At 53.7% G+C, this 12800-nt stretch carries 10 protein-coding genes; 7 read left to right on the forward strand and 3 right to left on the reverse strand.

Annotation, left to right across the window (positions count from 1 at the left end; translation table 11 throughout):
* Positions 1-5: 5 nt before the first annotated feature.
* The 5 genes from HY913_00805 to HY913_00825 all read left to right on the forward strand — a co-directional run bounded on the left by HY913_00805 (position 6) and on the right by HY913_00825 (position 7031).
* Positions 6-1157: an FtsX-like permease family protein gene (locus HY913_00805; GenBank protein ID MBI4961791.1), complete on the forward strand. Its 1152-nt coding sequence runs from the start codon at positions 6-8 to the stop codon at positions 1155-1157.
* Between the two features lie 22 nt (positions 1158-1179).
* Complete coding sequence (locus tag HY913_00810; GenBank protein MBI4961792.1) at positions 1180-2346, forward strand: ABC transporter permease; 1167 nt, start codon at positions 1180-1182, stop codon at positions 2344-2346.
* A gap of 45 nt (positions 2347-2391) precedes the next feature.
* Complete coding sequence (locus tag HY913_00815) at positions 2392-2928, forward strand: hypothetical protein (protein ID MBI4961793.1); 537 nt, start codon at positions 2392-2394, stop codon at positions 2926-2928.
* A gap of 548 nt (positions 2929-3476) precedes the next feature.
* Entirely contained in the window at positions 3477-6335 is a 2859-nt protein-coding gene (locus HY913_00820; protein MBI4961794.1) for a response regulator, read from the forward strand.
* 105 nt (positions 6336-6440) lie between these two features.
* Positions 6441-7031, forward strand: a complete 591-nt coding sequence (locus HY913_00825; GenBank protein ID MBI4961795.1) for a response regulator transcription factor — start codon at positions 6441-6443, stop codon at positions 7029-7031.
* Positions 7032-7336: 305 nt separating this feature from the next.
* On the opposite strand, the gene HY913_00830 is transcribed toward HY913_00825, so the two are convergent.
* Both HY913_00830 and HY913_00835 read right to left on the reverse strand, forming a co-directional pair.
* Entirely contained in the window at positions 7337-7597 is a 261-nt protein-coding gene (locus HY913_00830) for a hypothetical protein (protein MBI4961796.1), read from the reverse strand.
* Between the two features lie 803 nt (positions 7598-8400).
* Entirely contained in the window at positions 8401-8775 is a 375-nt protein-coding gene (locus HY913_00835; protein MBI4961797.1) for a response regulator, read from the reverse strand.
* Positions 8776-9059: 284 nt separating this feature from the next.
* Between HY913_00835 and HY913_00840 the strand changes: the two genes are divergently transcribed.
* Both HY913_00840 and HY913_00845 read left to right on the forward strand, forming a co-directional pair.
* Positions 9060-9587, forward strand: coding sequence for a 4-vinyl reductase (locus tag HY913_00840; protein MBI4961798.1), 528 nt, complete (start codon positions 9060-9062; stop codon positions 9585-9587).
* Between the two features lie 9 nt (positions 9588-9596).
* A complete protein-coding gene (locus HY913_00845) occupies positions 9597-10811 on the forward strand; it encodes a GHKL domain-containing protein (GenBank protein MBI4961799.1) in 1215 nt (404 codons plus the stop codon).
* Positions 10812-10913: 102 nt separating this feature from the next.
* On the opposite strand, the gene HY913_00850 is transcribed toward HY913_00845, so the two are convergent.
* On the reverse strand, positions 10914-12797 hold the full coding sequence (locus tag HY913_00850) for a hypothetical protein (GenBank protein ID MBI4961800.1): 1884 nt from the start codon (positions 12795-12797) through the stop codon (positions 10914-10916).
* Positions 12798-12800 lie beyond the last annotated feature (3 nt).

The following is a 12800-nucleotide window of genomic DNA, read 5'->3' on the forward strand; positions in this document are numbered from 1 at the left end:
CCATAATGTCGGCACTAAGGTTCGCTCCGCTGGTGGTCAAGTACGTGATGCGGTATCGAGGCAGAAGCCTACTGACGATTGGCGGGGTGGCAACGGCGATGTTCCTGTTTTATTCGGTTCAGGCCATGCATCATGGCGTCCGGGAGGCTACGGAGGCCAGTTCAAAAGACACGAAGCTGGTAGTGTACAGACAAGACCGATACTGCCCGTTTTCGAGCAACCTCCCACAGGATTACGAGGGCCGCATTGCTTCGATTGGAGGCGTCAAGAGCGTCCTCCCGGTTAAGATAGCCGTGAACAACTGCCGAACGGGATTGGACGTGGTGACATTCCGGGGTATTCCTCTAGGGGCTGTTGACAATGGGGCATTGGGTCATGTTCGCGTTTCCGAGGGCTCGATACAGAATTGGAAGCAGCGGAGCGACGCGGCTCTCATCGGCCGCAGGCTCGCCGCCAAGCGCGGCCTCAAAGTGGGAGACCGGGTCGATTTCGGCGGAATAACCGTCCATGTGGCAGGCATTATCGACTCCCCCGAGCCTCAGGAACAGAGCGTTGCGTACAGTCATCTCGAGTTTGTCCAGCGTGCTTCGGACAATAGAGTAGGGGTGGTGACTCAGTTCAACGTCGCAGTCGAAGACCCCACCCGAATGGATCAGGTGGCAAAGGCCATTGACGCTGAGTTCCGTACTGCGCAAGAGCCCACGTCCACGTGGTCGGAGAAGGCATTCGTCGCGCGCGCGGCAGCCGACATCGTGGAGATCGTGGGATTTGCTCGTTGGCTCGGTTGGGGATGTGTAATAGGGGTATTTGCATTGGTCTTCAATGCCATTGTGCTGTCTGTCCAGGATCGCATTCGCGATCATGCCGTCATGCAAACCGTGGGCTACCCCCAGCGGCTTATCGCGAAGTTGATTGTCGGCGAGAGTCTGATCTTGAGCCTTACCGGGGGCCTGCTGGGGCTTGCCGCGACTTTGGCTTTTACCTCATGGGGGAACTTGAGCCTGTCTGTCGAAGGCCTCAGCATACACGTCCAGACTGACGCGCTGTCCATCTTCAGCGGACTGATGTTGTCGGCTTTGACAGGAGTGTTGGCGGGGCTGGTTCCCGCCTGGCAAGCGTCGCATAGAGAAATATCGGCCTGCTTCAGGGCCGTGTAGTCCACGGAGGCGAAAAGCGTCCATGCGAATCCTTCCTTTTGATTACAGTGTGCGAAACCTCGGCAGGTCTCCCAAGCGCCTCGTCCTGACCATCCTGGCGGGTGCGCTGGTGGTTGGCCTGGTGCTGGTTGCTGCGGCATTTATCCGCGGAATGGAGCACTCTCTGGTGGTTGCCACTGATCGCTCGAATGTGATCCTTTTGGCCTCGGGCAGTGAAGAGAGCCTTGAACGCAGCCAGGTCCCGAACAGTACCGCAGGTCTTGTGGCCGGTGGGATCTCAGGCATAAAAAGCCGTCTGGGCGTTTCTTACGTTTCACCCGAAGTCCATGTTGCCCTGTTTGCCAGGCCTGATGAGAATGCCCAAGCCGAATGGCGTACCATGCTCCGCGGGGTTACCCAGGAAGCGCTTCTGGTGTATCCGCGAGTTCGCATCGTAGAGGGCCGAATGCCCGTGGCGGGCAACGATGAGATCATGGTCGGCGGTTTGGCCGCGGAAATGATGGGTGTGCCGCAAGAACGACTCACCGTCGGCAACAGCCTGTGGTTCACGAATCGCTCTTGGCGTATTGTTGGACGCTTCAGCGCTCGCGGGACCGTCATGGATGCCGAGGTTTGGGTCCCGCTTACCGATCTCCAAGTCGCCACTAAAAGGGACACCCTTTCGTGTGTCGTGGTGAGTCTCGGGGAAGCTGACTTCGGGGACATCGACCTGTTCACCAAGCAACGGCTGGATCTGGCATTGACGGCAATTCCGGAAGCCGAGTATTACGCATCGGTTATGAAGTTTTACCGCCCGGTGCAGGCCATGGTTTGGACTACCGCTTTATTGGTCGCTCTTGCAGGACTGCTGGGCGGATTGAATACTATGTACGCGGCCTTTGCCGCCCGCATACGAGAATTCGGAATGCTTCGGTCCTTGGGATACTCTCGCCCGGCCATTATGCTCAGCCTGGTTCAGGAGTCGCTGTTGACCTCCGCTGCCGGGACGCTCCTTGCGTCTTTGCTCGGGATGGTTGCGATCAACGGCCAGGCTGTGCGTTTTTCCATGGGAGTGTTCGAGTTGGTCGTTGACCACAGAGTACTTATTTTCGGCGTGTTTGCCGGACTGCTGATGGCGCTCGTCGGTGTCGTCCCGCCCGCGTGGAGATGCTTGCGCCTGGCAATACCGGAGGCTTTGAAAGCCGCATAACCTGAAAGGAAATGAAACATGAAATTAATGAGGAGAAAGACGGGAATGACCCGTTTGATTTCCGGAGCGATCTCGCTGGCGATAATGTTTTCGGCCCTTATGGCCACCTCATTGGCTGACAAGGCCGCGGCAGCCGGACCGGTTAAGGCTGGACTGCCTGCGGAACTGTTCATAGCCGCAGCTCCGCCGAACGCGATCGACGTCGGAGACGCGCGTAAATCTGCAGTGGAAGGCAAGCCGATTGTCGTCCGCGGCCAGGTGGGTGGTTTAGCGAAGCCCTTTGCCGACAAGTACGCCATGTTCGTGGTGTGCGACAAGCGGCTGGCTGTTTGTCCCAGCGGATGCGCGAACCCCACGGACTTCTGTTCGGTCCCTCGTGAGCAGTTGATGGCCAACCTTGCGACCATTCAGGTGGTTGACCAGAAGGGACTCCCGTTGAAGCTTCCCTTGCAGGGTCTAAATGGCCTCAGGCCGCTTAGTGAAGTAGTTATCCAGGGAACCGTCGCGAAAACCGACAACAACGTACTCATTGTGAATGCCCATAATATCTATGTGAACAACAAGATATCTTTGAATCCCTGACTTCCAAGCAGGGCCGGACCGCCCGGACGGCATTACGGTTGGAACTTGCTGCGGCAAACCTAATGTTGCATTTTTTCACGATCGGAGTCCGTTCTTCCCGGTGGCCCGGTTTTCAACCGGGTGAACAGCAGCAGGCAAGATGATGGTTGACTGGCAGGCCAGTCGCGAGGTATGCTCAAGCTTAGTCCACGAGCGGACTATCGGGATGCTCGACCATAATTGCTGAAAGTGTTTTTGCGTCATTCCAGCGAAGCCTATCCCAGTGAAAAAGAGGGAGCCGGAAACCAGGCGAAACCGAACCCCGGCGCTTGCGCGGCCTTCGGTATGCGCGTTGCCGGGATGACAGGAATGTGCCAATCGGAAAAATTTTGAAAGAAATGCTATGATGTGGTCGCCAAGCAAGGGTGTCGCAAAGTAGTGGTGAAAGGGGTTTGTGAGATCGCAGCCTCACGCTCCCATTCCCAAAAACACTAGGACCCACGACTTTCGACCCGACTCCCGTAAGGTATTGCTCGACCCCCGTGTTGGCCTTCTTTTGAGGTAGAATTTTGGCTCGGATAATAACCACACTGGTCTTTTTGACCTGTTCCTGGGCATTCACTTTTGCGTATGGAAGCCAGGGCTCCCTCGATCCTGATAGGACAGCGAACAACTTGGCGCCGAAGGTAATTCTGGCTATTTATGAAGACAAGAGCGGCTCAGAAACCATTGACAGCGTTCAGTCCAAGACCTTCCACCCCTCCAAGCAAACTTCGCTAAACTTCGGTTTCACTCGATCAGTTTATTGGATCAAGCTATCCGCAAGCAATCCTTCCCCAGAGGCCCAGACCCTGTATCTCAGGATTGCCAACCACTTTCTTGATTTCATAGATTTTTTTGTCGGGCTTGACCGAAGTCAAGGATTTGAACATTTTCGAGCCGGGGCCTGTGTGCCCTGGGACGAAAGGGTGCCCGGCAGGCGTGGTCCTGTCCTTAAGCTTCATTTTACTCCCGATGAAACAAGGACGATTTTCATCCGCGTCCAGTCGCAAACCCCTCTCAGGATCCCTGTTCTCCTTCTGGACCAAGAAGCCTACCATCGGTCCGAAATGGAAGACTTGTTTGTAGAGGGCATTTTCTGCGGCATTCTGGGCTTTCTCATCATTTACAACTTGTTCGCATGGTCGATATTAAAACAGAGCGCCTACCTTTATTATATTCTGCTTCTAGTTTGTATTTTCGTACATCAATTGGCCTGGGATGATCTGTTTCCCCATGTTCCAATTTTCTCCCGTCCCGAAACGACATTGCATCTCTTCGTGTCATTTTTGGCACCGATCTTTATTTTCAACGCCCTTTTTGCGGGCTCCTTTATGGACGCGAGGCGCAAGTACCCGATCAGCTACCGGATCTTCGACATTATAGTTGTCGGTTCAGTGGCCCTTGCCGTCATCTATAGCGTTAACTGGTACCTGGGCAATTACCTGGTATTCATATTCGTGCAAATTGTGGCGTGGTCTCTTGCCCTCACACTTGGATTTATGTGGTACAGAGGAGAAACCCATGCTCGGTATATGTTTCTGGCTCATGTACAGTTCCCCGTGGTAGCGGCTCTAGCCGTTGGCTTTTCCCTGGGCATCGTGCCCTTTAATCCCCTTAGCGCCCAGGTAATTAAAGTTGGATATCTATTCCAGGGAGTCTTCTTCTCGTTGGCGCTGGCTGACAAATTTGCCGTAATGCAGCGAAATTTCCAACATATCCTTGAAGGCACGGTCGCGGAACGTTCAGCGGAGTTGGTAACGGCGAACCAGGAGCTTCAAGGCGAGATTCGCGAGCGACAGCGCACCGAGGAAGCACTCAGGGAAGCCAAGGACGCGGCCGAATCGGCAACGCGAGCGAAGAGCGAGTTCTTAGCCAATATGAGCCACGAAATCAGGACCCCGCTTAACGCGGTACTGGGCATGATCGATTTGCTGTTGGATTCAGACCTGACCATGCCGCAGCGGGAACGAGCCAAGATCGCGAAATCCGCGGCGGAGACTTTGTTGATCTTGCTGAACGATGTCCTGGACTTGTCCAAGATCGAGGCCGGTAAATTGGAGTTGGAGCAGGTTGACTTCGAAGTCAGATCGCTATTATCGGCCACCAAAACAATATTGAGCGGCCGAGCATTGGACGGAGGGTTAGATCTCAGATGTTCGGTTGCTGATTCCGTCCCCGCGTGGGTCCGCGGAGATCCGAACAGACTGAGGCAGATATTGCTCAACCTGGGCAACAACGCGATCAAGTTCACCGACAAGGGCGAAATAATTATTCTAGTGGACCTAGAGGACCAAGTGAATAATGAAGTTGCACTGCATTTTGCGGTATCCGACACCGGAATAGGCATCTCTCCCGAAAAGTTGGAAGTGGTATTCGACCGTTTTTCGCAAGCGGATGCCTCCACCACCAGGAAATACGGAGGCACAGGGCTGGGATTGGCTATTTCCTATGAACTCTCGAAAGCTATGGGCGGCCGAATGTGGGTGGAGAGTGAGGATGGAAAAGGAAGCACGTTTCACTTCACGACTCGTTTCGAGCTGGGACGGCCGGTTACCGAAGCAGTTGAGTGCGCCCCGGACCGGATGGCTCAACCCGATCTAATCGGGATCAGAATCCTCCTGGCCGAAGACAATGTTCTCAATCAGGCCGTGGCCGTACAGGTCTTAACCAAGTTTGGATGTGAAGTTGTGATAGCGTCCAATGGGAGAGAGGCTGTACAGGCTTTTGACTCGCACCAATTTGACGTGATCCTCATGGACCTGCAAATGCCCGACATGGACGGATTTGAGGCAACAAGCATTATCAGGGCGAAACAGACCACCAGCAGAATTCCCATAATTGCCCAGACCGCGCATGCTTTCGCTGAAGACCGACAACGGTGCCTGGAAGCCGGGATGGACGAGCACATCTCTAAACCCATCAACATGCGGGAATTGCAGGAAGTCTTGGCCCGTTTCTGTGTTTCGGCCGGCCAGGGAGGGGTTCCCGGACATGAGGTCTGTGACAAAATCTACGATGTTGAGGCCCTTGATGCGAACAAGGAAGTCTTCGACCTGGAACCCCTTCGCGATCGTCTGGGCGGGGATGAGAATAGCGCCAGACAGATCGTCGCCCTTTTCCTATCGGAAACTCCCGAGTTGGTGGCCAAGTTGCGATCCGCCGCGCTGGCTGAAAACTGGAAGTTGATGGCCAAGCTCGCGCACAGTTTGAGAGGCTCTTCGGCCACCCTCGGCGCGGACGTTTTGGCTGATGTGGCTGGAAAAGTGGAGCGAGTCGCACAAAATCCCGACGACTCCACGCTTTCTACCCTTCTGTCTCAACTGGACGCGGCAGTTTGTGCGCTGGAAGCCTCGATTCAGCGGCTCAACCCTCAATCAGAGGGATAGAGGCGGCCAGTGAAACGCGGATACCTCAAAGCCAGGTGAGTCCGGGGACAAACGTGGCAGTGCGGAATTAAACATCAGCGCGGATTTTCGAGAGGTGCGCGGGTCATGAAGATCCTGATTGCAGAGGACGAGGCAGTCACCAGGGAAGTGCTGAAGAAGGTCCTCACAAATTGGGGACATGAGGTCGTCGAAGCCTCTGACGGATTAGAAGCCTGGGAAGCCTTGCAGTCCGATCCCGGACCTCGGCTCGCTCTTTTGGACTGGCTTATGCCGCAAATGGACGGCATCGATGTAGTCCGCAAGGTAAGGAGTGCCGTGTCGGAGCAGGATCGTTACATCTACATCATTCTCCTTACTCAGAAAGGCTCAAAGGACGATGTCGTTCAGGGGCTTGCAGCCGGCGCCGACGATTACATGGTCAAGCCCTTCGACCACAATGAACTTCAAGTGCGAATTCGGAGTGGGCAGAGAATTGTTGAGTTGCAGTCCGCATTGGCAGCGGTCAATCAGGATCTCCGGGAAGCCCTGGCTCGAGTGAAAGAACTTTCAGGGTTGTTGCCCATTTGCGCATCGTGCAAGAAGATCCGCGACGACCAGGGTTATTGGCGGCAAATCGAGGCTTACATCCGTGATCACTCGGAGGCCGAATTCTCTCACAGCCTCTGCCCGGAATGCGCCGAGAGACTTTACCCCTGAACTCTAGGCTAAACAATAAGACCGCCGTGGCTGGTAATAATTTACGGAATTGTTCTCTTGACAAACCCATCCACGGGGTGCGGCTCCCTACCCACAAAAAATATCTAAGTTCTTCTTACTTTTATGGAAGAAAAATCAACGTGAGATAAGTGTTCTATCCTCCGACACTTACCCAATAAGGCTCAGGTACGATGATTCCTCACGTCCACCATCTGGAAGGACTCTAGCTGCTATCTCTGCAAATCCAATTTCAGCGGGCCGGATTCGCCTTGGTTTTGGGGTCTTACCGTCGATAGATGTTGCCCCTAATGGATGTTGCTCCCAGGGGGATTCAAATTGATGGGCTTGGTTTTGGGGTCTTGCGCTCGTTCGCTCGCATTGCTCTTAGAACTCTTAACACTGCTCCGAGAGGAATCGTCAGTGTCGCTTGGAGAGGAGCCAACCATATTGTCCGCATTGCTCTTAGAGCCTTTAACCGTGGTTGTTGCCTGAGCCCCACCAATTGAGACTACTCCAAGGAACACTACCGATACCAGAATGATAAATCCTCGTTTTAATATGTTCATGATCTTTCCTCATTAATGCCATGTTAATGGATTTCAACGTTTTCGCCTTTCGGCCTGCTCTCTACTTTATATTGATGCAACGACGGAAGATAGGATTCGCGACCGCCGTTTCTTTGTGGGAAAGGTGCAATAGGGGGGGCAGCATGGGTTTGTCAAGAGAACAATTCCGAAATTCTTTAGTCCCGGTAGGGACGACCGATCGGTAAGATTCTTCAATAACTTCTTCGGCCGTCCCTCTGGGACTACGGACCTCTTTGACCGCTTTCCCGGCGATGAAGAAACTGTCTCAGAATTCATCGGTGCTCGGGAATCGTGCTACGCTGGGTGGCCCGGAGGCCACTGCCTCCGGGTTCCGAAGGAACAAGAGGGGCTGTTGCGAGGACACTACCCTGTCCAAAGACTGTCGGGGCTACTCGCAGGCTGAAAATCACCTCCTGTCGCTTCGCGACCCGGACGCGTGGCGTCCGGGCCACCCGGCAGAGACAATCGCCATCGTGGTAACACGATTGCGACCTGAGCACGAGTTTTGAGACAGTTTCTGAATCGCCGGGAAACTCTCGTCTCGTCCGTCTGGGACGAAAGAGATTAGAACCTAAAGTTAACGCCTATGGGGCTGTGCCCGCCGATGGCCGCCGGTAATAGGCTCGACCTCGATCATGTTATCGGACATTTCTGTTGGCAACTGTTACCGGTGTGTAGTGCAGGCGACCGGTTTAGTCAAAATCCGTGGCCCCCTTCGGGCAACTTGCACGATTGTTGTAGCCATCCCGAAAGCCCTCTACTGATTCGTACGTATTTTTACTTCATGCGGTTTCCAATACTTTTTGCACCGCATCCAGCAATTCCTGTCTACTGAAAGGCTTAGCCAGAGTAATATTAGCTCCGAGGCCCTTTGCAAACTGAAGGCACGTGTCACGGGGCAAAGCTTGTCCGCCTCCTGAAATTGCGATGATTTTGACATTGGGGAAATCTTGCCGCAGTTCCCTTATGGTCTCGATGCCTTCCTTTTCCGGCATTATGATGTCTGTGATGAGAAGCTCGGGGAGATGCTTCCTGTAAAGGCTCGTTCCCACATTCCCGTCAGGAGCCTCAAGGACTTGGTGCCCTGCCTGCTTTAAAATCCTTGAAACGAGATCACGAATGTCCTCTTCATCATCGATAACTAGAATTAAGGCCACTTCCACACCTGCCTTTGCACGTTTCCCCTTTTTTTGCCATTATACCAAGGTGTCGACAAACTAGAAACGGAATAGTCCGCGGGGCGCACCACGCCGAGGCGTGGAAGCGCAGTGAACCTTTGCGACAGCCCATAAGGAGTGATCGTTTTTTATCCAACAAGGGATCGAACATATCTCTTGATCATCAGAAACAAGGGGCAGATAATCCGGAAGGAAATTCGCTCGAACCTGCGAATTCTACAGCCGGGAAAGACAAGATTCCGGATACTTGGCGAGGTGAAAGGATGTTCAATGAGGAACGGACAGCCTATCGTTTCAGATGGGAGGACTTGGGAAACATCGAGGAGGGCAGACCCAATCTAGGTCCCGAAACCAGTGTGGCTGCCTACAGATTGATGCAGTACACCTTGAGGGATGTCCTAATTACCAGGTTCGATGTTCAAACGGCCAATGATCTTCTGAAAGAAGCGGGGAAATTGGCAGGCATGGAATTCTGCAAAAACGTGCTGACCACCGGGCTTGGTCCTGATGAGTTTCTCGCTGACTTACAACATAGACTTAAATCGTTTAATATTGGTATCTTGAGAGTAGAACAGGCCGACTTGGACAAAATGAGTTTTGTGCTGACGGTTTCCGAGGACTTGGATTGTTCGGGGCTGCCTGTGACGGACGAGACCATCTGTGATTATGACGAAGGGTTTATCGCCGGAATCCTAAAAGCGTATTCCGGGAAGGAATTCGATGTCACGGAAATTGATTGCTGGGCATCGGGTGGCAGAATCTGCCGGTTTGCCGTTAATTTGAAGGAATAGGGGCGCCTGGTGACGGAGGAGGAGCTTCGAATAATACGCGACCTGACTGAGCGCATTTCGAGCCTGCTCAAGGGCGAGGTGCCGGAAACGCTCCCTTTATCGGCGCCCGTGCACGCAGATGTCGACCTGCTCCGGCAAGCAACCAACAATCTGATCAAGACTTTCAGCGAGGCACACGGTTTTATAAGCGCTCTAGCCCACGGAGACCTTGACGTCGATCCTCCTGGCCGCAATTTCTTGTTTTCACCCTACAAGCAACTACACGCGAACTTGCGTCATCTGGTTTGGCAGACACAACAGGTGGCCAAGGGAGATCTTAGCCAGCAAGTTGATTTCCTCGGCGGATTTGCCCAAGCGTTCAACTCGATGATCCTGTCCCTAAGAGAAAAGCGCTTGCTGGAAGAGGCCTTGAAAAGGTCTCACGAGGCGCTTGAAATCAAGGTCCAAGAGCGGACAGCGGAACTCACTGCCACGAACGAGAAATTGAGGCAGGAAATCACTGAGCGTAAAAAAGCCGAGCGAGACGCGGAGAGCGCCCTGGCCGACCTGATACGGATCAATAATGAGCTGCGCCAATTTGCCTACGTGTCTTCCCACGACCTCAAAGAGCCGTTGCGAAATGTTGCAATTTCCGTTCAGAAGCTTCAAAAGCTTTTGAAAGTTGAAACCGGGTCCGACGAAGAGAGGTGGATAACTTGGGCCGTGGAGTCGGCGTCCAGGATGGCTTCCCTCATCGATGACATTTTGGCGTTTTCGAGGCTGGATTCCGGCCGGCCGTTTCATTTGGTCAAGTCTGAAAAGGCCTGTCAACAAGCGATTTCCAACCTGCGCTCAATTATAGAAGAAAGCGGCGCTACGGTGACCCACGATGGACTTCCCCGAGTGAGAGCCGACATGGAGCAATTGACTCAAGTGTTTCAAAACATAATTGGCAACGCCATAAAGTATCGACGAGATGAGCCACCTCGGATTCATGTGTCGGCCCAAATCAAGGATGAGGAATGCCTCTTCTGTGCCCGCGATAACGGAATAGGCATCAGACAGGAATACGTGGACAGGATCTTTCTCATTTTCAAGCAACTCCACCAGAAAGACGAATACCCGGGCACGGGCATCGGCCTTGCAATCGCTAAGAAGGTCGTCGAAGGTTATGGCGGACGCATGTGGGTTGAATCGGAATACGGGAAAGGATCTCAATTCTATTTCACTATCCCGACGCAGTAGGAACGACACAAAAGCTTCTTGGCTCATAGGGATCGAAGGAAAGACAGGTAGGACGGTGCAGTTCGGATGATCTTCGACTTGGCAGCCTTGTTCAGGCCCGGTTCATGGAGATTCTTGGAGGAGGGCGCCGTACACCCTTCCCCTTTGCGGTCCGCGGGTCCACTTGTTAATGACTCCGGCCGCTAATGTAGCCCTGGAGAGGCGGAGAGTAGAAATCAACCCGGTGGTCCAGGAATTATGAGCCATTCTGCGTGGATCCCCGGAGACTTCCCCCCATGCCACGATTCGGCTCGAATTTGACCGCAGAGCCTCCGCATCTTTCCACACCAATCCTGTGGGCGTCAGGCCGTCTTCGTGGGTGATTCCGTCAAGCAATGCCAGCTTCTCGCCTTCTCGCTTGAAAATCAGCAGGCTGTCGTGGGCCGCCGGGCTGTCCAATTTAATTCCCCTACTGACAAAGCCGCGAGACGATACCACTCCCTGCTGATATATCCTGTTAGGCCACGTCCAGGCGTACGGATAGAGATACCAAGCTCCGAGGGTCCGATCGTCGTACAGCATCTGAATCAACGCCTTCAAACCCATCCAACCCCGGAATACCGCTGCGCGTTTGTGACGGCTTTCAAGATTCAGGAACACGAAATTGGAATTCGGCTCCACTTCCGGCGCTTGACTGACGAGGCTTCTTGTCACCTTGTTTCGGATCTCCGCGGCCTCTTTCCAGTCTGTGCTCAGTCCGGAGTGAAAGACCGCCAGGAGTACGATGGCTACGACCCCCAGCGTTATGGCCGCCAATCGCACTGCCTTCCTTCTCCACACGGTGATCAATGCCGCCAATAGTATTGCCAGACCAAAACTGCTGGAGGAATAGATCCGGCTGGACCAATTAAAGTTGAACCATGCCGCTTCTCCGTGGGGCATAAACCCCCATTTGACGAGCACCGATTCCACCAATTTTGGCGACACGGAGCCGTATCCTGCAAGCTGATACGGCAACATGCCCAAGAAGACGATTGCAGTCCCCAGAAGCGCGACATAGAGGCCGGTCCGCTTCATTATGGCCTCGTCTTCCGACAGGGACAGGCTCTGAGAGTCGCGCCCTCTATAAACGGCCATTGCGGCCCAAATCGCGACCATTACTCCAAGCGCCCAAGACCAGCGTTCCGGTGAAAGGGAGGTAAAAGGGGCCACCAGATAAAAAGGGAGCAAGGCCACATAAGACCACAAGAGTTCCAGGGGGGGCAACACATGGCTGTGACTGACCGCGCCGCCACTCAGGACCATGAACCTGATCAACAAAACCAGCGCGAAGGTACTGGCTAGGCCTGTCCCAAGTCGAACGGCAAAACTTGAATCCGCGATCCTGTACGGGTTTCGGCAATGCACCGGCCAAACCAGGAGCGGAACGACAAGGATTAAGAGAGTAGAGGCCTCATACGTCAGAAATGCCAGAACGTAAATCAGTATCGGTAGTGCCAATCCCGTCCAGGACTCCGAGCGTCGAGCCCAACCTTGAAAGCCCATGCAAGAAGCCCAGAACAGCAGGAGACTTAATCTAGAATTGTCCGTGGTGACAACATAAGTCAGGCACGATACGGTAGGCATAAAAAACGCAAAAAGGACCGCAAGTACCACAAAAACACGTCGCTTCGGGAAAGCCCTGTCCAGGCATACGCCCATCAGGAGAGAAGCCCCGGCTAAAAGCAACTGGGAAAAGAGGTGAAACAGCGGTTTGTTGAACCCGAACAGTTCGTACAAGGTGATCCAGTAAACACCCTCCACAGGACGCAAAGATTCGCGAGCGTAGATCCACAGCGAACTCGGAAACCGGTTCCAAAAAGGCCAACTGAATATCCACCAGTCGTCCCCCTCGAATCCGATGTCGCCTGTAAGGACGGTGACCGCCAAGCAGTAAAGACTTAACCCCGCACCAACATACCAGAGAGGATGCGTCGTCTCTTCATTTTCAGGCACAGCGCAATTCAACGA

The organism is Desulfomonile tiedjei (assembly GCA_016212925.1).
Classification (GTDB): domain Bacteria; phylum Desulfobacterota; class Desulfomonilia; order Desulfomonilales; family Desulfomonilaceae; genus JACRDF01.